Origin of the sequence: Streptomyces azureus, assembly GCF_001270025.1 — a bacterium.
Lineage (GTDB): Bacteria > Actinomycetota > Actinomycetes > Streptomycetales > Streptomycetaceae > Streptomyces > Streptomyces azureus.
This window is the reverse complement of sequence record NZ_DF968199.1, coordinates 32336-54858: the sequence shown is the minus strand read 5'-3', so window position 1 is coordinate 54858 and position 22523 is coordinate 32336. Positions and strand designations below refer to the sequence as shown.

Here is a 22523-nt window from a genome sequence, read left to right as displayed (position 1 = left end):
AGCGCGCTCAGCGCTGGTAGAGCCCCACCAGCGTGCCGTCCGCGATGCGGCGCTTCTCGACCTCCTCGTGCACCTGGTCCGCGCGGGGCGCGTCGGGCAGGACGCACGGTTCGGACAGGGCGTAGAGCCGGAAGAAGTAGTGGTGTGCGTCGTCCCCGGGCGGGGGATGCGGACCGCCCCAGCCGTGCTGCCCGTAGCCGTTCACGAGTTCCGTGCCGCCCGGCGGGCAGTGCCCGGCCTCGACGCCGTCGCTGTGCGGGTCGATGCCGACCACGACCCAGTGCGCGAAGGTGCCCGACGGGGCGTCGGGATCCTCGCAGAGCAGGACCAGTTCGGCCGCGTCGTCCGGTACGCCGCTCCAGGTCAGCGGCGGAGAGACGTTCGGTCCCTCGTACGCGTACCGGCGCGTGATGAAGGAGTGGTCGTTGAACGCGTCGCTGCGCAGTTCGATGCCGGTCATGTGCCCCGGAGTACCCCCGCGGGACCCGGGCATGCGGTTCGGGACCGATCGCGTCGGGTACCCGTGAGCCGTCCGGAACGAGCCGGGAAAGGCGCTCCGGAATGAACCGGAAGGCGCTCCGGAACGAGCCGGAAAGAGGTAGCGAGCCGGAGAAAGAGGTAGGGGACGGAGGATCACGAGGATGTCTCCCCTGGCAGAGGACTCCGCGGCACAGCCCCGGGAGGACCGCCGCGCCCCCGCTCGCACCGCACGGCTGCGCAACCGCATCCCCGAGCCCGACGAGGAACCCGACCTCCTGGGCCAGTACCTCACGCAGATCGCGGCGACACCGCTGCTCACGGCGGAGGACGAGGTCCGGCTGGCGCGGCGGATGCAGGCCGGCGTGCGGGCGCTGGAGGAACTGGAACGGGCCGACGCCGGTGAACTCGATCTCGCGCCGGAGCGGCGCGGGCAGCTGGAGGAAGCCGCCCGGGACGGGCAGGCCGCCAAGGATCACATGGTCCGGGCCAACCTCCGGCTCGTCGTGTCGATGGCCAAACGGCACGCCCACCGCGGGCTGCCCCTGCTGGACGTCATCCAGGAGGGCAATCTGGGGCTGATCCGGGCCGTGGAGAAGTTCGACCACACCAAGGGCTTCAAGTTCTCCACATACGCGACCTGGTGGATACGCCAGGCGATCGAGCGGGGCCTGGCCGCGCACGCGCGCACCGTGCGGCTGCCGATGCACGTCGTCGAGCAGCTCCAGAAGGTGGCCAAGATCGAACGGCGTCTGCAACTCGACCTGGAACGCGAACCGAGCGTCGAGGAGGTGGCCCGGGAGAGCGGCCTCGCCGCCGACAGGATCGGCTGGCTGCGCCGCGTCGGCCGGCAGGCCGTCAGCCTCGACACGCCCGTGGACGAGACCGGCGAGACCGTGGTCGGCGACCTCATACCCGACACCGAGGTGCTCCAGGCCCCGGAGGTGGCCGAGTACCAGGCCCTCGCCGAGGAACTGCGCGAGGCCGTCGGCACGCTCGCGCCCCGCGAGGCCATGATCCTCAGCCTCCGCTACGGCCTGCACGACGGCCACACCCGCACCCGCGACGAGGTCGCCCGTCGCGTCGGCCTGACCCGGGAGCGGGTACGCCAACTGGAGAAGGAGTCCCTCGCCCGGCTGCGGGCGCCTGACAACAGGGCACGGCTGGTGTCCTGGGCGGGCTGAATTCCCGGCTCATGTGGCGCTGCCTGACTGGTCTCCCGGCTCATGTGGCGCTGCCTGACCGCCGACCGAGCCGTCACCGGTTCATGCGCGCGTCAGCGCCAGCGAGCCGTCCGGCTCCAGCGTCACCCCCACCCCGCCGCTGATCCGGTCGAGCGTCGTCCGCAGCCATGCGCGGTCCGCCCGGGACGCGGGCTCCAGTCGCATCCGGCGCGCCCGCAGCGGCACGATGCGCAGTCCCGCCAGCCGGCCGCTGTCCGCCTCGACCGAGGCGAGGAACGCCAGCCGCAGGTCGTCGCGGTACTCCTCGTAGCCGGTGATGCCCTCGTAGTCGTCGACGAAGTCGCCGCAGCCGTACAGGATCAGCCGGTCCCGGTACACCTCCACCGGGCGGGGGTGGTGTGAGGAGTGGCCGTGTACGACGTCGACCCCGCCGTCCACCAGGGCGTGCGCGAAACGGACCTGCTCCCGGGGCACACGGAACCCCCAGTTCGTGCCCCAGTGCACGGATACGACGATCACGTCACCGGCCCGTCGGACTCGCCTCACGTGCCGCAGCACGGAGTCGGCCGCGGTGGGCGAGAGTTCGGGCACGTAAGCCACACCGGGCAGGTCCGCCGTCGCCGCCCAGCCGGGCGGGACGCCGCTGGAGCGCGCCCCGAGGGCGAGGACCAGCAGTCGGCGGCCGCCGGGGAGGGGGACCGTGGCGGGTGCGTACGCCTGCTCGGCGTCACGTCCCGCACCCGCTGTCCGCAGGCCCGCCCGGGCCAGCACGTCCAGGGTCTCCAGCAGTCCCGGGCGGCCGAAGTCCAGGACGTGGTTGTTGGCGAGGACGGTCACGTCGGGCCGGGCCACGGCCAGGGCGGGCAGGTTGGCCGGGTGCATCCGGTAGTGGATCTCCTTGTCCGGGGTGAACGTGTCGCCGCACGTCACCGACGTCTCCAGGTTCACGATCCGGGCATCCGGGCCGGCCTCGTCCAGTACCCGCAGCGCCTCGCCCCACGGCCAGGACGGATCGACGGGCGCCGGCACCGGGCCGTGCGCCGACTCCGCCAGCCGGACGTAGGACCGAGCGTCCTCGACGTACGCCTCCCGCAGTGCCGGATCACCGGGGTGCGCCAGAATCTGGTCGACGCCGCGCCCGAGCATCACGTCACCGCACAGGAACAGCGTCACGACGCCGCCGCCCACACCTCCACGGTAGGCACACCTCGGCCGGCGGGGTCACGCGGCGACCGTCACCGCGCACGACCATCCGTACGGATCCGGCCCGATCCGCATCTCGTTCCACACGACGGCCGTCGGAACCGCCCCGGTGATCTCCACGTCCGCTAGGCCGGTGACCGCCAGCCGCACGTCCAGGCCGCCGTCGGCCTCGTCCGCCTCCACGTCCACGGGTACCTGGCCGTACTCCTCCAGCCGGAAGATGATCTCGTCCAGCAGCGAGGCGAGCAGGTCGTCGTCGCTGGCCTCGGCCAGCCGCACCCGGTCCATGGCGGTCGGACGCACTCCGGAGACGTCCGCGAAGCACTCCACCATCGCCAGGACGGCCTCAGCCAGACAGTGCTCCCGGCACGTTGCCCACGCCTCGATCCGGATGTGCTCCGGATGCGGCACAGCCCGGTGCCCGCACTCGCCCGTCTGCCGTCCCTGCCCGTCGTCGCCCCTGTCACCGCCCATGAACATCGACTGCCCGAGGCTCGCGCCCCCATGCAGCGACCGGCCCGGCTCATGGATCAGACGGGCTCGTCCGCGAGGTAAGGCGGCGCCGGGTCGTACTGGATGTGGCGGCGCACGGCCCTGGCGTGGTCACGGCCGTGCAGTCGCCCGACCAGCCACAGCGCGCTGTCGATGCCGGCCGAGACGCCCTGGCTGGTGACCAGGTTGCCGTCCACGACGTAGCGGACATCCCGGACGACCGTCACGTCACCGCGGGCCTCCAGGGTGTCCTCCTGGCTCCAGTGCGTGGCCACCCGCCGCCCGCGTGCGGGACCCGCGGCGTGCAGCAGGAATGTGCCGGTGCACACGCCGTGCACCCACGCGGCCCGCTCCGCAGTCTTCCCGATCCAGTCGGTGACCACCGGGTTGTGCAGCTGGACCTCGCGCGCGCCCAGGCCGCCCGGCACGTGCAGCACGTCCAGGGGCGGATGGTTGTCCAAGGTGTGGTCGGGCAGGACGCGCAGGCCCTTGTTGCAGCGCACCGGGCCGGGGTGCTCGGCGACGAGCACGGCCGTGTCGGCGCCGTCACGGAGTCGGGCGGAGACGTTGAAGACCTCCCAGGGCCCCACGAAGTCGAGCTCCTCGGCGTCCTCGAAGACCAGCAGGCCGTATGTAGTCATGCGGGTTCCCCTTTCCAGGAGACGGGGTGAGCGTTTTATGAGACGTGGTGCGCGTTTCTACGAGACGTGGTGCGCACCGGCGGGTTCCGCGGTGGAGCGGAAGCGGGCGCGGTACTCCGACGGCGCGACACCGAGCCGGCGGTGGAACGTGCGGCGCAGGGTCTCGGCGGTGGCGAAGCCGTAGCGGCGGGCGATGGCCTCGACCGGTTCGTCGCCCTCGGTGAGGGCGCGCTGGGCCGCCTCGACACGCACCCGCTCCACGTACGCGGCCGGCGGCACGCCCAGTTCGGCGGTGAATCGGCGCTGGAGGTGCCGTGGGCTCAGCCCGGCGTGCGCGGCGAGCCCGGCGATGTCGTGCCGGGCGCCCGGATCGGCGTGGATCGCGGTGACGGCGGCCCGTACCGGGTCCGTCGCCGGCTGCCGCGACCACAGCGCCACGCTGAACTGCGACTGGCCGCCCGGCCGGCGCAGGAACAGCACCAGCCGACGGGCCACCGCGTGCGCGACCTCCCGGCCCAGATCGTCCTCCACCAGGGCGAGCGCCAGATCCATGCCGGCCGTCACACCGGCCGACGTCCACACCCGCCCGTCCCGGACGAAGATCGGCTCGCAGTCCACGAGAACCTCGGGGTGCTCCCGGGCCAGCTGCTCCTCGCGGGCCCAGTGCGTTGTGACCCGGCGCCCGTCCAGCAGCCCCGCCGCCGCCAGCAGGAACACCCCGCTGCACACGGAGGCCACGCGCCGGGCACCGGTCGCCGCGGCGGCGATCCAGGAGACCAGCGCCTCGTCCTGCCGGGCCCGGTCGACGCCCCGGCCGCCGACCACCACGAGCGTGTCGATCCCGGCCGGGCCGAGGTCCGCCACGCCGTGCCCGGCATGCACGAGCAGCCCGCTGCCCGATCTGACCGGTCCCGCCCGGGGCGCCACGACCTCGCAGGCGTAGTCATCGCCCGCGCTGTGGAACACCTCGTGCGGGCCGGTGAGGTCGAGCGGCTGGAAGCCGTCGAAGACGACGAAGACGATACGGCGATCGGTCACGTCTCCACGCTCCTACGACCCCCCGTATGGCGTCAACGACACGCATCCCACAGATCGCGCCATGCCGGAGGCGGGACAGCTGCCGCAGTGTGGGTAGGCGGGCGGAAGGAGCCGGCAACCGGGGTGCGAACGGCCCTGGAAATCCGGGAACTGGGGGAGAGGAGGCCTCCGATGATCTCCCAGACGGTCACCGTGCCCGCCGAAGGCGCCGCGCTCACCGGCGATCTGACCGTGCCGTCGGCCGCCCGCGCGGTCGTGCTGTTCGCGCACGGCAGCGGCAGCTCCCGGCACAGCCCCCGCAACCGCGAGGTGGCCGCCGGCCTGCGCACCGCCGGACTCGGCACCCTGCTGATCGACCTGCTCACCGAGGAAGAGGAACGGCAGGACGTCCGCACCGCCGAACTCCGCTTCGACATCCCCCTGCTGGGCCGCCGGCTGGTGGCCGCCATCGACTGGCTGGCGCAGTCGCCCGGCACTCAGCGCCTGCCCGTCGTACTGTTCGGCGCCAGCACCGGCGCGGGCGCCGCCCTGGCCGCCGCCGCCGAACGCCCCGACCGGGTGTCGGCGGTCGTCTCGCGCGGCGGGCGGCCCGACCTCGCGGGCGACGCCCTGGACGCCGTCCGGGCTCCGGTACTGCTGATCGTGGGCGCCAGGGACCAGCAGGTGCTGCGGCTCAACGAGGAAGCGGCCCGACGGCTGCACGTCCCGCACACCATCCATGTGGTGCCCGGAGCCACGCATCTGTTCGAGGAGGCGGGTGCGCTCGACCAGGTCACCGAGGTGGCCCGGCAGTGGTGCCACGATCAGCTGAGGACCGCGGCGGGCTGACGGCGGTCCGTGTCAGCCGGCCACCGGCAGATCGATACGCAACCGGGCGCCCTGCCGCAGCAGTTCCCGCTGCACGAGCCGGTACGGCACACCCCGCGGCCCGTGCCCGTGACGCACGGTCAGCGCGGCGCACACACCGGCCGCCTGCCCGGTCGCCATCGCGATCGGCATGACCCGGTACGACGAGTGCGCCACGTGCGTCCCCGAGATGCAGCGGCCCGCCACCAGCAGCCGCTCCGTGCCCTTCGGCACGAGGCAGCGCAGCGGGATGTCGTAGAAGCTGCCCGTGGGCACCCGCTTCAGGACCGTTCCGGAGCCGCGCGGGTTGTGGATGTCGACCGGGTAGGCGCCGTGCGCGACGACATCCGGGAAGCGGCGGGCGGCCAGGATGTCGTGGCCGGTGAGGTGGTAGTCGCCGACGACGCGCCGGGTCTCCCGGACGCCGATGTGGATGCCGCTCTGCACCACGTACGACTCCTCGAAGCCGGGCACGCGGGTGCGCAGGAAGCGGTCGATCTGCGCGAGCTGGTGCCGGGCGGTGTACTCGGCCCGGGTCAGGTCCCACACGCTGGTGCCGAGCACCCTGTTCACGCGGGTGCTGTTGACGCTGACCTCGCGCGGGTGCGGCGTCGCGAAGAACAGGATGTCCTCGCGCGGCAGCCGCAGATCACCGTCGGCCCGGGCCTCCTCGACCAGGTCCCACAGACCGTGCACCCCGCGCCACTGGTCGGGGTGCTCCCGCACGTACTCCGCGAAGTCCGGCCGCGCGAAGTCCGCGACCCGGAACATCAGCGTCATCGGCTGCACCAGCCCGTCCTCCGGCCGGCCGATCTCGTACGGCGCCCCGCAGGCCGCCGCGACGTCGCCGTCGCCCGTGCCGTCCACGACCACGTCGGCGTCGATCACCACCGGCCCCGACTTGGTCTCGAACACCACACGCCAGCCGTCGTCGAGGCGCAGCGCGGTGGAGGCGAAGGCGTGGAACAGCATCCGCACACCCGCCTCGTCCATCATCTCGAGCAGGACCAGCTTGAAGAGCTCCGGATCGAAGGGAACCGTGTATCCGGTCCTGGGAGAGGGCTTCAGGCAGCCGCCGCGTCCCATGAGCCGGTCCAGCAGCTGCCACAGCACGCCCTGGACGACCGGCTCGCCCTCGCCGTGGTCGGTGGGCAGCAGCCGGGCTTCGTCCCCGGACTCGGTGAACGTGGCCTGCTTGTGCTCGTTGTGGAACGACATCAGCGGCATGACCAGGGCCGCGGTCGCGTTGCCGCCGAGGAATCCGTAGCGCTCCACCAGGACGACCTCGGCCCCGGCGTCGGCCGCCGCGATCGCGGCGGCGAACCCGGCCGGGCCGCCGCCGACCACCAGGACCTGCGTACGGCCGCCGTGCTGGGCGGGCCGTTCGGGCAGGGTGACCGTGCGCGGCTCGCGCGGTTCTTGCAGGATCGGCATCGGTGTCCTCCCGCGGGCGGGGCCTCGGCGTCGGCGTCACACGCCCAGCGGACGGGGTTCGGCAGTGGGCGGATGCGGTGGTTCTGCCTGGGTGTCCATGAGGGGAGCGGTGTCGATGGCCGCCTTGGTGCCGCCGTCGACCTCGTCCAGCAGCACTCCGCAGCGGGCGCAGGTCTCCAGGGCCTGCGTGGACAGTTCCCGGACGCGGGAGTGCAGCTCCTCCCGGCGCTCCGGGTACTCGTCCCAGAGGCGGTCCACCTCCGCCAGCAGCAGCCCGGCCTGCTCCCGCGCCACACCCACCAGGGCCGGAGCCCCCATCCGGCGAGCGAAGTCGAAGACCTTGCCGGAGTAGGGCAGTGGCAGCACCGGCAGCCCGGAGAGCGCCGCGAAGATCACGAAGTGCAGGCGCATGCCGACCGCCAGGTCCAGATGGCGCATGAAGCCGAGGACCTGCCCCGGGCTGTACGAGCCGTGCAGGATCCGCCCCTTGTCGGGAGCGGTCATGTGGGACAGCACGGCGTGCGCGTGCCGCACGTCGTGCCGCTCCATCGGCAGGAACACCACGTGCGCGTCCAGCCGGCGGACGAGGAAGTCGGCGACGTCGGCGAGCAGTGCGTGGTAGTCGCCCTCGTCCAGCTTCTCGGCCGCCCGGCCCGGTTCCCGCACCGACATCCCCACCAGACGCGAGTCGGTAGGCACGCCCTCGTGGCGCATCATCTCGTCGGTGAACGGCTCAGGCTCCAGCAGCAGCGCCGGATCGGCGGTGACGACGACGTCGCGTTCGACACCGACCTCCTCCAGCACCAGCTTGGACTCCTCGTCCCGCACCACGACGTCGTCCATGTCCGCCAGCACCGTGCGCACGGCCTCCCGGTCGTCGGGCTCGCGCAGCGGGCCGGCACCGATGGCGTAGGCGAAGGTGCGGATGCCGCGCTCCTGGGCGGCCCGGACCAGGCGCAGATAGCGGCGCGCCTCACCGTCGAAGAGGAGCCCGCCGCCGCCCAGGACCAGCACGTCCAGCGAGGCCAGCGCGTCCAGGACGTGGCTGCGGCTGACGCCCTCCCAGTCCACCACCTCGTCGGCGGACGGGTGATGGACCCGGGTGTGCTCGGCGTTCCGGCTGAAGACGACCAGCCGGGCCTCCGGCCGCTGGCTGCGCAGACAGCGCAGGACACAGGTCAGGATCGACTCGTCGCCGATGTTGAAGCCGCCGTACGAACCCAGCACGCCGATGCGCGGGCCCGACCGGGCGGGCTGCGGATGAGAAGGGGCAGTGGTCATCCGGGTGCTCCCGTCGCGTCGGAGTCTGCTCAGAGGCCTGGTGTGCCGGTCGTGCGGAAAGGACCGTGCCGTACGTACGGTTCGTGCCGTGCGCACGGTCCCGGGTTGCCTGTGCCGCAGGGCCGGAAACACCCCGCGTTCCGAGTGTGACGGAGGTCCGGAAGGTGCGCATTGTCCGGTAGTCGAGGTGTGCATTGTCCGGTGGGCGCTGGGTACGCGGGAGCCGGAACGGCCGAGGGCCCTCTCCGTGCGGGAAGCAGAGGTGACCGTCATGCGGTTCCGTGATCGTCGGCAGGCCGGCGGGGAACTGGCCGAAATATTGCGTACCCGGCAGCGCGAGGGGGCGCTGCCCGATCCCCTCGTCCTCGCCCTGCCCCGCGGCGGGGTCGCCGTGGCGCGGGAGGTCGCCGAGGCGCTGGACGCCCCGCTCGACGTGCTCGTCGTACGGAAGATCGGGGCGCCCTTCCAGGAGGAGCTCGGCGTCGGCGCGATGGCCGGGGACGAGGTGCCGCTCCTCGATGAGGACGCCATGCGCCACCTGGGCCTCCGTGAGGCCGCGCTCGCGCCCGTCATCGAGCGCGAGCGCGCGGAACTGCGTCGCCGCGAGGCGCTGTACCGGCAGGGCCGCCCCGCACCCGACCTGCGCGGACGCACCGTGATCGTGGTCGACGACGGCCTGGCGACCGGTTCCACGGCCCGGGCCGCGCTGCGATTCGTCCGCCGTCAGGCGCCCGAACGGGTGGTGCTGGCCGCGCCGGTGTGCTCCCCGGAGGCGGCCGAGCTGATGCGCGCCGAGGCCGACGAGGTGATCTGCTTGTACCAGCCGGCCGCGTTCATGGCCGTGGGCCTCTGGTACGAGAACTTCGACCAGCTGACGGACCAGGACGTCCTGGAGGCCCTGCACGCGCAGCTGTGACCAATTGTTCACCTGCCAGGTGTGGCGGAAATCAGCCACGACGGACAACGATGTGCCATCCCCACACCTGTAACAGGAGCACCAGTGAACGTCTCGCTATCCGTGTGGCTGCTGACCGTGGCAGCTCTGTGTCTGCTCGTCGCCGTCGACTTCTTCGTCGGCCGCAAGCCTCACGACGTGTCCGTCAAGGAAGCCGGGACGTGGACGGTGGTGTGGATCGTCCTGGCCGTGCTGTTCGGGCTGGGGCTGTGGTACTTCGGTGGGAGCGGGCCCACGGGCGAGTTCTTCGCCGGGTACATCACAGAGAAGTCGCTGAGCGTCGACAACCTCTTCGTGTTCGTCCTGATCATGGGGAAGTTCGCGGTGCCCTCGCAGTACCAGCAGCGGGTGCTGATGGTCGGCGTCCTGATGGCCCTGGTGCTGCGGGCCGGCTTCATCGCGGCCGGCGCGGCGATCATCACCGCCTTCTCCTGGGTGTTCTACATCTTCGGCGCCTTCCTCATCTGGACCGCCTGGAAGCTGATCCAGGACGCCCGCAAGGAGGACCACGAGGAGGAGTACCAGGAGAACAAGCTGCTGAAGATGGCGGAGCAGCGCTTCGGCGTGGCCGACCGCTACCACGGCACCAAGCTGTTCATCACCGAGAACGGCAAGCGGATCATGACCCCGATGCTGGTCGTGATGCTCGCGATCGGCTCCACGGACGTGCTGTTCGCCCTCGACTCCATCCCGGCGATCTACGGGCTGACGCAGGACCCGTACATCGTGTTCACCGCGAACGCCTTCGCCCTGATGGGCCTGCGCCAGCTGTACTTCCTCATCGGCGGCCTGCTGAAGAAGCTGGTCCACCTCTCCTACGGCCTGTCGATCATCCTGGGCTTCATCGGCGTGAAGCTGGTGCTGCACGCCCTGCACGAGTCGGGCGTCCACGTGCCCGAGATCAGCATCCCCTTCTCGCTGACCTTCATCGTGCTGGTCCTGGCCGTCACCACGATCACGAGCCTGCGGGCTTCGAAGAAGCAGGAGGCCGAGGAGGCCGAGGAGAAGGGGCGGCGCGCGGCCGGGTCCCGGTAGGTTCTCCAGGTTGGGGCGTCAGATGGTTTGGGGCGTCAGACGACGCCGTCCGCGCGCAGGGCCGCCACCTGCTCGTCGGTGCGGCCCAGCTCGGCGAGGATCGACCCGGTGTGCTCACCGACCGCCGGTACGGGGTCCATACGGGCGGGCAGGCCCGCGAGGTCGGCCGGCGGGAGCAGGGCTTCCACCGTGGCGCCCGGCACCGCGACCTCGGTCCAGCGGCCGCGGGCGGCCAGCACCGGGTGGTCCAGGAACGCGGCGACGTCGTTGACCCCGGCGCAGGCGATGCCGATGGCCTCCAGGTCCTTGAGGATCTCCTCCGAACCGGAGCCGGCGAAGCGGGCTGCGACGATCGTGTTGAGCTCCTCGCGGTGTGCGACGCGGTCGGAGGCGGTGGCGAAGCGCGGATCGCCGACCAACTCCGGCCGGCCGAGGAACCCGGTGCACAGGGCCGCCCACTCCCGCTCGTTCTGAATGGAGAACAGCACCTCCTTGCCGTCGGCGGCCTCGTACGTCCCGTACGGCGCGATGGTGGCGTGCTGGGTGCCGAGGCGCGGGGGCTGGGTGCCGCCGTGCCGGGTGTAGTAGGCGGGCTGGCCCATCCACTCCGCCAGCGCCTCGAACAGGGACACCTCCACCGGGTGGGCCTCGCCGGTGACGGCGCGGGTGTACAGGGCCGTGAGGACGCCGCTGTAGGCGTACATCCCGGCGGCGATGTCGGCGACGGAGATCCCGGTCCGGGCGGTCCCCTCGGGGGTTCCCGTGAGGGAGACCAGCCCGGTCTGGCACTGCACGAGCAGGTCGTACGCCTTGCGGTCGGCCCAGGGGCCGGTCGTGCCCCAGCCGGATATCGTGCACGGGATCAGACCGGGGCGGCGGCTGGTGACGGTGGCGGCGTCCAGGCCGAGCCGGCCGGCGGCGCCCGGTGCGAGGTTCTGTACGAACACGTCGGCTCTGTCGAGGAGTTCGTGCAGGATCTCGCGGCCCCGTGGATCCTTGAGGTCCAGCGTGAGGGACTCCTTGGACCGGTTGAGCCACACGAAATAGCTGGAGTGGCCGTGCACGGTCGTGTCGTACCGGCGGGCGAAGTCACCGCCGCCCGGCCGCTCCACCTTGATCACGCGGGCGCCGAGGTCGGCGAGCTGCCGGGTGGCGTAGGGCGCGGCCACGGCCTGCTCCAGGCTGACCACCGTGACCCCGGCCAGGGGATACCGCTGCACGCTCATGCCTCATGCTCCTGAACCTCGTACCGGACGGCGCCCGGACAGTCTCTCCCAGCCGGACGGCGGCGGCACGGGCCCCCGGACACGATCCGGATCACGCGGCCCACGGGCGGACGTGACGGACGTGCGACGGTTACGGCCGGGCCAGGTGCCGCATCACCAGCGCCAGTTGATGTCCGGGCCCTGGCGCACCTCGGCGATCTCGTCCAGGGTGAGCCCTGGGCTGATCATGTCCTTGATCAGCTCCAGGGCTCCGGCGAGTTCCGGGTCGAACGGGGGCGGAACATGTGTCATGACGTCTCCTCATGCGAGGTCGCGGCGGCTCGTGCGGCCATCGTCGGTCCCGCCGCCCGGGCCGTGGACGCCGCCGAGCGGCGGAACCTGCCCGCCGTATGGCGGGTGGCGTCCCGATGGGTTCCGTGCGCAGCAGCCGCAGCGGCTCGGCCAGGAGCGCGACGTGGCCCTGGGAGGAGGGAGGGGACGTCAGCGGAAGCAGGCGCGCCGACAGGGCGGCCACCGCCAGGGACAGCACGGCGGCCAGGACGTACGGTGCCCGCCGGCGCAGCCAGTCGCCGAGCGCGCCGCCGACGGTGCGTGACAGCAGCATGCCCGCGAGGGAGCCGCTCAGCAGGATGCCGCAGGTGGCACCGCGCCGCCACTGCGGCACCAGGCCAGGCCGCCAGCGGCCCGGCGAGCGGTACCACCAACGTCGTCCCCCCACCAGGGCACTGGCGACGACCAGCGGCATCAGCCCCGGCGCGGCGCTCGCCGTGAACAGCCCGAGGCGGGGAGCAGCTGGCACAGCACGGCAGGGCCAGAGCACTCAGCGGCTCGCCCTGCCCGACCGAGCCGGAGCGGACCCGGATGCCGGCCTGCTGCGCGAGACGACGCGCATGCCGCCGCTGTCGACGACCCGGACCTGGAGCGAGCCGCATCCGCAGCGCGTCCACTCTGTGCGGCCCGTCGCGGTGGCGTGCCGGGACAGCACCTGGAACGGCTCGCCTCCGTCCGGCCAGCCGCAGTGCGGGCAGACGGTGCCGGTGGTGCTGATCATGTCTCTGACTCCTCGTACCTCGTGGCTGGTTGACCGTCGCGACACAGCCAGGGTGCGTCGAAGTCTCCGTACACGTCCAGGTTGACTTTCTGTACGTCATTGTGAAGTGTGAACTACATGATTGACCTGCGCAGGCTGCACGTCCTGAGGGCGGTCGCCCACTACGGCACGGTCACCGCGGCCGCCCGAGCCCTGCACTTCACCCCGTCCGCCGCCTCCCAGCAGATCCGGCAGCTCGCCCGTGACCTGGGCGTCGACCTGCTGGAGCCGCAGGGACGCGGGGTCCGCCTCACTCCGGCCGCCGAGAGTCTGCTCGCCCACGCCGACGCCATCCAGGCCCGCTGGGACCAGGCGGAACTCGATCTGCGGGCGGACCACGGGGCGCCGTCCGGGGTGCTGCGTGTGACGGGCTTCCCCGTGGCCATCTCGGTGCTGCTGGCGCCGATGGCGGCCCGGCTGGGGGAGCGGCACCCGCGGCTGTCCGTACGGATCACCGAGGCGGGCGTCCCGGAGAGCTTCGACCTCCTCTTCGAGGGTGACATCGACCTGGCGATCGTCGAGTCCACCCCGCACAACCCGCCGCTGAGCGACGCGCGGTTCGACCAGCAGCCGTTGCTCGACGACCCGTTCGACCTGGTCGTCCCCGACGGGCACCGGCTGGCCGGACGGGCCCGGGTCGATCTCGCGGAGGCGGCACACGAGCCGTGGATCGCGCCGGTGGAGGAGAGCGCCTGCCGCCCGCACGTCCTGTCCGCCTGCGGAGCGGCCGGTTTCACCCCCGACGTCGTCCATCACGCCCTCGACTGGAACGTCGCCGCCCACCTCGTCGCCCACCGGCTCGGCGTCGCCCTCATCCCGCGCCTCGCCCATCTGACCCCGCATCTCCCGATCGCCCGCATCCGCTGCGAAGGCAACCCCCACCGCAAGCTCCTGACCTGCACCCGCGGCGGCGGCCATGCCCGCCCGGCGGTAGCGGCGGCCCTCCGGGAACTACGGGCACTGGCCCTCACGGCCGTCGCCTGAAGCCCCGGCCGCCCACTGCCTCGTCCCGTCGCCCCCGACCCGGGCCGCATCCGCCGGGTGAGCTGAGTACCACAGGGGCGCAGGGGCTGCGCGAACAGCTCCCACGCAGCCGCAGACGGCAACGGTCCGGCCAGGTGCGCCAGTCCGCCCCGTGAAGCGCCGGCCGTTCACAGCCGGGACGCCGCTCCTACCAGCGCGTCCACCGGCCGCCCCCCCGGGCCCCCGCCCCTTCACCGCCCGGGCGCCCCCACCCGCAGCGCGTCCATGACGAGGTCCAGCAGGCGGTTGGCGCGTGGTTGCCAGTCGGTGTGGGGGTCGATCGTCCAGAGGCCGCCGATGCTGAGGAAGAGGTCGTCCGCGGTGATTCCCGGGCGGATGGTGCCGGCCTTCTCGTTGGCGCGGAGGAGGAGTTCGGCCGCCTCGGTCAGCGGGGTGTGGGCCGGCTTCGGCCCACACGCGCTGGTGGCCTGGCGGAGCGCGTCGGCCAGGCCGGCCTTCGTCATGGCGAACCGCGCGCAACGGTCCATCCACTCGCGCAGGGCCTGGTCGGGTTCCCGGCTCTCCAGCAGCGGTGCCGCGGTCTCGGCAACCTGCTGCATCTCGTGCCGGTAGATCTCCATGACGAGCGCCTCACGGCTGGGGAAGTGGCGGTAGAAGGTCCCCTGCCCGACGCCCGCCTTCTTGGCGATCGCACTCAGCGGAGCGTCCGCCGCACGCGTCAGTTCCACCAGCGCGACTTCCAGGATGCGCTCGCGGTTGCGTTGCGCGTCCGAGCGCAGAGGAGCGTCCTTCTTCTGCGGCACCTTCTCCGGCACTCGCCCTCCTCGCGGTCCTTGGCCGAAACCCGGCCCTTGTTAAGCGGACAGTTGTCCGTTACGTTTCCGGGTAACGGACAACTGTCCGCTTGCTCCATCGTATCGGCGGGACGCCCGTGCGGACAGCCCGAGACGGCCGCGCCGCGGCAGACCTGCCCCGCATCCTGCACCGCCACGAACCGGCCCCGCCACCCACGACCCCTGCCTGCTGACCTTGCGACGTGAGAAAGAAGGCTTCCATGCCACCATCGACGTCCAGCGACCTCACCCTGTCCGTCAACGGCGAGAAGTACACGCTGACCGTCGACCACCGCACCACCCTGCTCGACGCCCTGCGCGAGCGCCTCGACCTGACGGGCACGAAGAAGGGCTGCGACCAGGGCCAGTGCGGTGCCTGCACGGTCCTGGTCGACGGCCGCCGGGCCGTGTCCTGTCTCCAGCTCGCGGTGGCGGCCGAGGGACGCGAGATCACCACCATCGAGGGCGTGGCCGAAGGCGATCAACTGCACCCGGTGCAGCAGGCGTTCCTCGACCTCGACGGATTCCAGTGCGGTTACTGCACGCCGGGGCAGATCTGCTCGGCCATCGCCCTGATCGAGGAGCACGCGGCGGGCTGGCCCAGCGCCGCCACCGACGACATGCGGCCCGAGGCGGGACCGCCACCGCTGACCCCGGAGGAGATCCGGGAGCGGATGAGCGGCAACCTGTGCCGCTGCGGCGCGTACGTGTCGATCGTCCAGGCCGTGGCCCGGGCCGCAGAGGCGAAGGGGGCGGCGGCATGAGGGAGTTCGGCTACCAGCGGGCCTACGACGTCGCCGGCGCCGTGGCGCTGCTCGACGGCGACGGCGAAGCCCGTTTCCTGGGCGGCGGCACCAACCTCGTCGACCTGATGAAGACCGGCGTCGAGCGGCCCGCCCTGCTGGTCGACGTCCGTGAACTGCCCCTGGACCGCATCGAGCCGACCGGCGACGGCGGCCTGCGCATCGGTGCGACCGTCACCAACAGCGACCTCGCCGCGCACCCCGAAGTCCGGCGTCGCTACCCGGCGTTGGCCCAGGCGGTGCTGGCCGGCGCCTCCGGGCAGCTGCGCAACATGGCCACCGTCGGCGGCAACCTGCTCCAGCGCACCCGCTGCGGCTACTTCGCCGACATCACCTCCGCCTGCAACAAACGCAACCCCGGCAGCGGTTGTCCCGCCATCACCGGTGAGCACCACAATCACGCCATCCTGGGTGCCTCCGACCACTGCGTGGCCACGCACCCCTCCGACATGGGCGTGGCGCTTGCCGCGTTCGACGCCGTCGTGTCCTACGAAACGGCGGACGGGCCGGGGGAGTTGCCGCTCGCCGACTTCTACCTGCCGGTGGGGGAGACCCCGCACCTGGAGACGGCACTGCCGCCGGGCGCGCTGATCACCGGCGTCACCCTGCCGCCCACCCCGGTCGCCGCCAACTCCCGCTACCGCAAGGTGCGCGAACGCGCCTCGTACGCCTTCGCCATCGGTTCGATAGCCGCTGCGCTCGACGTCGAGGACGGTGTCGTACGGGATGTCCGCCTCGCCCTCGGAGCAGTCGCCTCCCGCCCCTGGCGGGCCCGCGCGGCCGAACGCGCCCTGCTCGGCGCACCGGCCGACGCCGGGAACTTCGCGGCCGGCGCGGACGCCGAACTGGCCCACGCGAAACCGCTGCCCCACAACGGATACAAGGTGACCCTTATGCGCAACCTCGTCGTGGCCGTGCTGAGTGAACTCGCCGAGGAGGCCACCCGATGACCACCGCCGCCAAGGGCTCCGTCGGCACCGCGCACACCCGCGTGGAAGGCCGCGACAAGGTCACCGGAGCGGCCCGCTACGCCGCCGAGATCCCCTTCGCCGAACTCGCCCACGGCTGGCTGGTCCTGTCCACCGTCGCCCGCGGACGCATCCGCGCCCTCGACACCGAGGCCGTGCTCCGGATGCCCGGCGTGCTCACCGTGCTCCACCATCACAACGCGCCGCGCGTCGACAGCGACTACATCGGCCTGCTGGGCGTCCCGCCGGACCCGAGCGTCGCCCTCTTCCAGCACGACCGGGTGATCCACATGGGCTGGCCGGTGGCGCTGGTCGTCGCCGAGACGTCCGAGCAGGCCAGGGAGGCCGCCGAGGCCCTCGTCGTGACGTACGACCAGGAACCGCACGACGTCGCGTTCTCCGCCGAGCGGCAGACCGAGGCGTATCCGGTCGACGGCCATGCGCCGGGCGTGATGGAGAAGGGCGACCTGGAGGCCCAACTCGCCTCCTCCGTCGTGGTGGTGGACGCGGAGTACACCACTCCGGAGGAACACCACAACCCGATGGAGCCGCACGCCGCGACGGCCCTGTGGGAAGGCGGCCGGCTCGAGGTCGTCGACTCCAACCAGGGCACCACCTGGGTCGCCGGCGAGCTCGCCAACCTGTTCTCCCTCGACCCGGCCTCCGTGCGGGTGCGCTCCGAGCACGTCGGCGGCGGCTTCGGCAGCAAGGCCACCCGTGCGCACCAGGTGGCCGCCGTGATGGCCGCCACCGTCCTGCAACGCCCGGTCAGGGTCGTCATGACCCGCCGGCAGATGTTCTCGCTCGCCGGCTACCGCAGCCCCACGGCCCAGCGGGTCAGGCTCGGCGCCGACGCGGACGGGCGGCTGCGTGCACTGGAGCACCAGTCCCTGAACATGACCTCGTCCGTGCACGAGTTCGTGGAGCCGAGCGCCGCCGCGAGCCGGGCCATGTACGACGCCGACGCGCATCACACGGCCAGCCGGGTGGTGCGGCTCGACGTGCCGACCCCGACCTGGATGCGTGCCCCCGGGGAGGCGCCCGGCTCGTTCGCGCTGGAGTCGGCGCTCGACGAGCTCGCCGAGCGGTGCGGCATCGACCCGATCGAACTGCGCCTGCGCAACGAGCCAGCGGTCGGCCCGGTGTCCGGGCTGCCGTTCAGCAGCCGCAACCTGATCGCCTGCTTCCGGGAAGGCGCCCGCAGGTTCGGCTGGGCCGACAGGGACCCGCGGCCCGGCGTGCGCCGCGACGGCCGCTGGCTGCTCGGCACCGGCACCGCCGCCGCCTCCTTCCCCGCGGGAGCCATGCCTTCCACGGCGGCCGTCACCGCGGAGGCGGACGGCACCTTCACGGTGGGGATCAACGCCGCGGACATCGGCACCGGCGCCCGGACCGCGCTCACCCTGGTCGCCGCCGACGCGCTGGGCGTGCCGACGGATAGCGTTCGGGTGCGCATCGGGGACAGCGACCTGGGTCCGGCGATGATCGCCGGCGGCTCGACGGGCACCCGCTCCTGGGCCTGGGCCGTCACGGCCGCCGCCGAGGAGCTGCGGCAGAGCCTCGCGCCGGGCGCCGACATTCCGCCGGAGGGCATCACCGTACGGTCGAACACGGCCGAGGCCATCGGTGCCCTCGCCCAGAAGGAACGGCACTCCTTCGGCGCGCAGTTCGCCGAGGTCGCCGTCGACCCGGCCACCGGCGAGGTCCGGGTGCGGCGCATGCTGGGCATCTTCGCGGCCGGCCGGATCGTCAACCCGCTCACCGCCCGCAACCAGCTCGTCGGCGGCATGATCTGGGGCATCTCGATGGCCTTGCACGAGGAAGCCGTCCGGGACCGGGCCACGGGCGGTCTCTACGGCGCCGACCTCGCGGGCTACCACGTCGCCGCGCACGCCGACATCCCGCACATCGAGGCCGACTGGGTCGACGACCCCGACCCGGACGACCCGGTCGGTCTCAAGGGCATCGGCGAGATCGGCATCGTGGGCGCCGCCGCAGCGGTCGCCAACGCCGTCTGGCACGCCACCGGCGTCCGCCACCGCCACCTGCCCATCCGGCCCGACCGTGTCCTGATGGCGGGCGGCGATGCTTGACCTCGCCGGGCACCTGCACGAGTGGATCGAGGAGGGCCGGGACTTCGCCGTCGCCACGGTTGTCGCCGTCGGCGGCAGCGCCCCGCGCCCTCCCGGCGCCGCCCTGGCCGTCTCCGCCGACGGCACGGCCATCGGCTCGGTCTCCGGCGGGTGCGTGGAGGGCGCGGTGTACGACCTGTGCCTCCAGGCGCTCCAGGACGGCGAGGCGCGTGTCGAGCGGTTCGGCTACAGCGACGAGGACGCCTTCGCGGTCGGCCTGACCTGCGGTGGAACCATCGACATCATGATCACCCGGTGCGGTGCCGACCGGACTGCTCAGGCCGCCGCGCTGTCGGCCGCTCTGTCAGCCGCCGCCCACGGCGAGCCGGTGGCGCTCGCCCGGGTGGTCCACGGTCCGCCCGGCCTCCTCGGCCGGGCGGTGCTCGTACGCCCCGACGGCACGCACGAGGGCGGCCTCGGCGGCCACCCCGACCTGGACCGCACGGCGATCGCCCAGGCCAGCGCCCTGCTCGCCGGCGGCCGCACCGGCACGGTCGAGGTCTCCGAGGACGGCTCGCACTGCCCGGGCGGGCTCACCGTGCTCGTCGAGTCGGCCGTCCCGCTGCCCCGCATGATCGTCTTCGGCGCCATCGACTTCGCCGCCGCCCTCGTGCGGGCGGGCAAGTTCCTCGGCTACCACGTCACGGTGTGCGACGCCCGCCCCGTCTTCGCCACCCGGGTCCGCTTCCCCGAGGCCGACGAGATCGTCGTCGACTGGCCCCACCGCTACCTCGCGAGCACGGACACCGACGGGCGCACGGTGCTGTGCGTGCTCACCCACGATGCCAAGTTCGACATCCCCCTGCTGACCGAAGCCCTGCGACTGCCGGTCGCCTATGTCGGCGCCATGGGCTCCCGACGCACGCACGAGGACCGCAACCGGCGACTGCGGGAAGCCGGCGTGAGCGAGCGCGAGCTGGCCCGGCTCAGGTCGCCCATCGGCCTCGACCTGGGCGCCCGTACGCCCGAGGAGACCGCCCTGTCCATCGCGGCGGAGATCATCGCCGCGAGGCACGGCGGCACGGGTCGGCCGCTCACTGGATCGGACACCCCGATCCACCGGGACGAGCGGGTGGCCGGGCAGCTGCCGCAGCCGGTCTGAGCGGGGGCTTCCCCGACGACATGCCGGAGGGGCCGCGGCCGGCGACGGCCTCGGCCCCTCCGCGGCACCGCGCGCGAGCGGGTCAGGCAGCGGACGGCTCCGTGGCGTGGCCGTGCAGACGGGCGATGACCTCGGCCAGCTGCGCGGCGACCTCGGCGTCGTCGGCCGGGTGCGTCTCGGCGAAGCGGGTCATCGAGCCGGGGATGGACAGCTTGACGTCCTCCAGCACCTTGCCGCCGGCCACGCCCACGGACTTGCGGGTCTCGTCGTGCGCCCAGACACCGCCGTACTGGCCGAACGCGGTGCCGACCACGGCGACCGGCTTGCCGCCGATGGCGCCGGCGCCGAACGGGCGGGACAGCCAGTCGATGGCGTTCTTCAGGACGGCCGGGATGGTGCCGTTGTACTCGGGCGTGAACAGGATCAGACCGTCGGCGGCGGAGGCGGCTTCACGCAGCCGCGCGGCGGCGGCCGGAACGCTGCCCTCCACGTCGATGTCCTCGTTGTAGAAGGGGATCTCGGCCAGCCCCTCGAACAGCTCCACCTCGGCACCCTCGGGGGCGAGCTTGACGGCGGCCTCGGCGAGCTGGCGGTTGTGCGAACCGGCGCGAAGGCTGCCGACGAGCGCGAGGATACGAACAGACATGCTGACTCCCACGTAGTGAGGAACGACTCCGAAACACTGTCGTCACGATCCGGACCGGGGTCCGCTTAATGTTCTACCATCCTAAGCGGACTGCGGTCCACTTTCGTTCCCGATGCTTTACGCTGGCTTCATGTCCGCTGTCCCGCCGCCCTTCCCGACGCCCCAGGAGTCCGTCGACCACCCCGAGCTGCTTCAGCTCGGGACCGCACTGGAGCCCGACGAGCCGTGCCTGCGGGCCGACGCCGCGCGCAACCGGGCCCGGCTGCTGGAAGCCGCCGCGCGGCTGGTTGCGGAGCGGGGTGCGGACGCCGTCACGATGGAGGCGGTGGCCGCCGAGGCCTGTGTGGGCAAGGGCACGGTCTTCCGCAGGTTCGGCGACCGCACCGGTCTGCTGACGGCGCTGCTCGATCACTCCGAGAAGAAGTTCCAGGCCGCGTTCCTCGCCGGGCCGCCGCCGCTCGGACCGGGAGCGCCCCCCGTGGAGCGGCTGCGGGCGTTCGGCTGTGCGATGCTGCGCCGCTCCACCGACGAACTGGAACTGCAACTGGCAGCCGAGCCGGACGCCGGCCGTCGCTTCACCGTCCCGCCCCGCCGGGTGCGCCACCACCACGTGGCCATGCTGCTGCGGCAGGTCGTCCCGGAAGCGGACTGCGAACTGATCTCCCACACCCTGATGGGTCAGCTCGACCCGGCCCTGATCCACCATCTGACCAGGCAGTGCGGGATACCCCTGGCCCGACTGGAGGGCGCCTGGGTCGACCTCGTGAACCGGGTGACGGGCACGGCCCCCGCCCCCTGAGGCCCCCTGCGGATCTCCGTGACCGCTCACGGCTTCCTCACAACTCCCCCGCCTGAAAGGCGCATTGGGGCTTCTGCCAAGATGCCGTACGTCATGGTGCAGATACCTGAAACGCCCGCGCCCCCGTCCCCCGTGCCGTCGCGCTCCGTGCCCACGAGCGCCGACGTGGCCCGCCTGGCCGGCGTCTCGCGCGCGACCGTCTCCTACGTCCTCAACAACACCAGCGCCGTACGGATCAGCGAGCCCACGCGCCGCCGGGTCCACGAGGCCGCGAAGGAACTCGGGTACGTCCCGCATGCGGCGGCCCGCAGCCTGCGCGCCGGGCACAGCCGTATGGTCCTGATCCCCGCGCCGACCTTCCCCGTCGGCCCGCTCTACAGCCGGTTCCTCAGTGACCTCCAGGGTGCGCTCGGCAGCCTGGACTACACGGTCGTGCAGTACGGCACCGGCGGTCCGCACGGCGACGAAGCAGCCCGCGCCTGGGCCGAGTTGCGGCCCGTGGCCGTGCTCGTGCCCGGTTCCGGGCTCGGCCCGCGCGGAGTGGCGGTGCTCAAGCGTTCGGGGGCGCGGGCCGTGGTCACCCTCGGCCCCGAGATCATCGAGGGCGCACACGCCCTGCTCATGGATCACGACGTGGTCGGCCACAGCGCGGGCTCTCACCTCTACGACCGCGGCAGGCGCCGCATCGGCGTCGTCGTTCCGCGGGAACCTGGCCTGGAGGCGTTCTCCGCGCCCCGGCTCGACGGGGTGCGTCAGTCCCTGCGGGGCACCGACGCCACCGTGACCGAACTGCCCCTCCCGTACGAGGAGGAGGCCGCCGCGCGCCTCGCCGCCCGCTGGCGGAGCCTCGGCCTGGACGCCGTGTTCACCTACAACGACGAGTACGCGATGCTGCTGCTGCGGGCCCTCCAGGACGAGGGCATCCGCATACCCGAGGAGACGGCCGTGATCGGCGCAGACGATCTGACGCTCGGGCGGCTGCTGCGGCCGCGGCTCAGCACCGTCCGCCTGGAACTGCCTTCCGGCCGTGACCTCGCTGAACTGGTCGACCGCGCCGTGCGCAAGCCCGGGACCGAACCCGAGACGCACAAGGTGCTGGGTGCCACGGTGCTGCACCGCGAGTCGAGCTGACCCGCCTCCGTGGCGGTTGTCCGGATGGCGTGGCCGATGCGGAGGGCGGTCGGCCGCGATCGTCGTCCTGCGACATGACTAAGATGTTGCACGCTCAACCAAATGGGGACGCGTACGAACGCGGGCCGCGGCAGGAACGGCTTGCGGCCCGGTCGGCGCGTCCCGTCATGTGACCGCCGAACCGGCCGCGCATCCACGGGAGTTCCGACCACCCCGGCAGCCG

At 72.5% G+C, this 22523-nt stretch carries 22 protein-coding genes and 1 pseudogene; 11 read left to right on the top strand and 12 right to left on the bottom strand.

Annotated features, from left to right (window positions below; genetic code table 11):
* Positions 1–7: 7 nt before the first annotated feature.
* Entirely contained in the window at positions 8–460 is a 453-nt protein-coding gene (locus AOQ53_RS03440) for a YbhB/YbcL family Raf kinase inhibitor-like protein (protein ID WP_059414844.1), read from the bottom strand.
* A 181-nt stretch (positions 461–641) separates the two neighbouring features.
* On the opposite strand from AOQ53_RS03440, the gene AOQ53_RS03435 reads away from it, so the two are divergent.
* Positions 642–1661 carry a sigma-70 family RNA polymerase sigma factor gene (locus AOQ53_RS03435; RefSeq protein WP_059414842.1) on the top strand — a complete coding sequence of 340 codons (1020 nt, stop codon included), beginning with the start codon at positions 642–644 and terminating at the stop codon, positions 1659–1661.
* Positions 1662–1742: 81 nt separating this feature from the next.
* Here AOQ53_RS03435 and AOQ53_RS03430 read toward each other — a convergent pair whose 3' ends face one another.
* From AOQ53_RS03430 to AOQ53_RS03415, 4 genes are read right to left on the bottom strand one after another with little or no spacing between them, the layout of a single operon-like run.
* Complete coding sequence (locus AOQ53_RS03430; protein WP_059414841.1) at positions 1743–2849, bottom strand: CapA family protein; 1107 nt, start codon at positions 2847–2849, stop codon at positions 1743–1745.
* Between the two features lie 33 nt (positions 2850–2882).
* Positions 2883–3338, bottom strand: a complete 456-nt coding sequence (locus AOQ53_RS03425; protein ID WP_059414892.1) for an archease — start codon at positions 3336–3338, stop codon at positions 2883–2885.
* 56 nt (positions 3339–3394) lie between these two features.
* Positions 3395–3997, bottom strand: a complete 603-nt coding sequence (locus AOQ53_RS03420; RefSeq protein WP_059414840.1) for a DJ-1/PfpI family protein — start codon at positions 3995–3997, stop codon at positions 3395–3397.
* 57 nt (positions 3998–4054) lie between these two features.
* Positions 4055–5035 (bottom strand): GlxA family transcriptional regulator, encoded by a 981-nt coding sequence (locus AOQ53_RS03415; RefSeq protein ID WP_059414839.1) that lies wholly within the window; start codon positions 5033–5035, stop codon positions 4055–4057.
* A gap of 171 nt (positions 5036–5206) precedes the next feature.
* Here AOQ53_RS03415 and AOQ53_RS03410 point away from each other — a divergent pair, with 171 nt between their 5' ends.
* The gene (locus AOQ53_RS03410; RefSeq protein ID WP_059414837.1) at positions 5207–5863 is read left to right on the top strand and encodes a dienelactone hydrolase family protein; all 657 of its coding nucleotides are present in this window, start codon (positions 5207–5209) and stop codon (positions 5861–5863) included.
* A gap of 12 nt (positions 5864–5875) precedes the next feature.
* Here the strand turns inward: AOQ53_RS03410 and AOQ53_RS03405 are convergent, their stop codons facing one another.
* Together AOQ53_RS03405 and AOQ53_RS03400 are read right to left on the bottom strand one after the other, a co-directional pair.
* Positions 5876–7315, bottom strand: coding sequence for an FAD-dependent oxidoreductase (locus AOQ53_RS03405; RefSeq protein ID WP_059414835.1), 1440 nt, complete (start codon positions 7313–7315; stop codon positions 5876–5878).
* Positions 7316–7351: 36 nt separating this feature from the next.
* Entirely contained in the window at positions 7352–8596 is a 1245-nt protein-coding gene (locus AOQ53_RS03400; RefSeq protein ID WP_059414833.1) for a polysaccharide pyruvyl transferase family protein, read from the bottom strand.
* A 271-nt stretch (positions 8597–8867) separates the two neighbouring features.
* On the opposite strand from AOQ53_RS03400, the gene AOQ53_RS03395 reads away from it, so the two are divergent.
* Positions 8868–9512 (top strand): phosphoribosyltransferase, encoded by a 645-nt coding sequence (locus AOQ53_RS03395; protein ID WP_059414891.1) that lies wholly within the window; start codon positions 8868–8870, stop codon positions 9510–9512.
* An 84-nt stretch (positions 9513–9596) separates the two neighbouring features.
* Positions 9597–10586, top strand: coding sequence for a TerC family protein (locus AOQ53_RS03390; RefSeq protein WP_059414832.1), 990 nt, complete (start codon positions 9597–9599; stop codon positions 10584–10586).
* Between the two features lie 35 nt (positions 10587–10621).
* Here the strand turns inward: AOQ53_RS03390 and AOQ53_RS03385 are convergent, their stop codons facing one another.
* The 3 genes and pseudogenes from AOQ53_RS03385 to AOQ53_RS03380 form a co-directional block, all read right to left on the bottom strand.
* Entirely contained in the window at positions 10622–11812 is a 1191-nt protein-coding gene (locus AOQ53_RS03385) for a CaiB/BaiF CoA transferase family protein (protein ID WP_059414831.1), read from the bottom strand.
* Positions 11813–11980: 168 nt separating this feature from the next.
* Positions 11981–12103, bottom strand: a pseudogene (locus tag AOQ53_RS42625) (alpha/beta hydrolase); the annotation flags it as partial.
* Between the two features lie 529 nt (positions 12104–12632).
* Positions 12633–12863 (bottom strand): hypothetical protein, encoded by a 231-nt coding sequence (locus AOQ53_RS03380; RefSeq protein ID WP_059414830.1) that lies wholly within the window; start codon positions 12861–12863, stop codon positions 12633–12635.
* Positions 12864–12980: 117 nt separating this feature from the next.
* Here AOQ53_RS03380 and AOQ53_RS03375 point away from each other — a divergent pair, with 117 nt between their 5' ends.
* Positions 12981–13886, top strand: coding sequence for a LysR family transcriptional regulator (locus AOQ53_RS03375; protein ID WP_059414890.1), 906 nt, complete (start codon positions 12981–12983; stop codon positions 13884–13886).
* A 230-nt stretch (positions 13887–14116) separates the two neighbouring features.
* On the opposite strand, the gene AOQ53_RS03370 is transcribed toward AOQ53_RS03375, so the two are convergent.
* On the bottom strand, positions 14117–14689 hold the full coding sequence (locus AOQ53_RS03370) for a TetR/AcrR family transcriptional regulator (protein WP_059414889.1): 573 nt from the start codon (positions 14687–14689) through the stop codon (positions 14117–14119).
* Between the two features lie 251 nt (positions 14690–14940).
* Here AOQ53_RS03370 and AOQ53_RS03365 point away from each other — a divergent pair, with 251 nt between their 5' ends.
* The 4 genes from AOQ53_RS03365 to AOQ53_RS03350 are packed head-to-tail and all read left to right on the top strand — an operon-like array spanning position 14941 to position 19724.
* Entirely contained in the window at positions 14941–15483 is a 543-nt protein-coding gene (locus AOQ53_RS03365) for a (2Fe-2S)-binding protein (RefSeq protein WP_059414828.1), read from the top strand.
* Positions 15480–16472 carry an FAD binding domain-containing protein gene (locus AOQ53_RS03360; protein ID WP_059414826.1) on the top strand — a complete coding sequence of 331 codons (993 nt, stop codon included), beginning with the start codon at positions 15480–15482 and terminating at the stop codon, positions 16470–16472. Before AOQ53_RS03365 ends, AOQ53_RS03360 begins: the two co-directional genes overlap by 4 nt.
* The gene (locus AOQ53_RS03355; protein ID WP_059414824.1) at positions 16469–18583 is read left to right on the top strand and encodes a xanthine dehydrogenase family protein molybdopterin-binding subunit; all 2115 of its coding nucleotides are present in this window, start codon (positions 16469–16471) and stop codon (positions 18581–18583) included. The genes AOQ53_RS03360 and AOQ53_RS03355 overlap by 4 nt, the downstream gene beginning before the upstream one ends.
* Positions 18576–19724: an XdhC family protein gene (locus AOQ53_RS03350; RefSeq protein ID WP_059414822.1), complete on the top strand. Its 1149-nt coding sequence runs from the start codon at positions 18576–18578 to the stop codon at positions 19722–19724. Before AOQ53_RS03355 ends, AOQ53_RS03350 begins: the two co-directional genes overlap by 8 nt.
* Positions 19725–19806: 82 nt before the next feature.
* On the opposite strand, the gene AOQ53_RS03345 is transcribed toward AOQ53_RS03350, so the two are convergent.
* Entirely contained in the window at positions 19807–20370 is a 564-nt protein-coding gene (locus tag AOQ53_RS03345; RefSeq protein ID WP_059414819.1) for an NAD(P)H-dependent oxidoreductase, read from the bottom strand.
* A gap of 130 nt (positions 20371–20500) precedes the next feature.
* Between AOQ53_RS03345 and AOQ53_RS03340 the strand changes: the two genes are divergently transcribed.
* Positions 20501–21169, top strand: a complete 669-nt coding sequence (locus AOQ53_RS03340; RefSeq protein WP_059414887.1) for a TetR/AcrR family transcriptional regulator — start codon at positions 20501–20503, stop codon at positions 21167–21169.
* 81 nt (positions 21170–21250) lie between these two features.
* Complete coding sequence (locus AOQ53_RS03335; RefSeq protein ID WP_059414817.1) at positions 21251–22300, top strand: LacI family DNA-binding transcriptional regulator; 1050 nt, start codon at positions 21251–21253, stop codon at positions 22298–22300.
* Positions 22301–22523 lie beyond the last annotated feature (223 nt).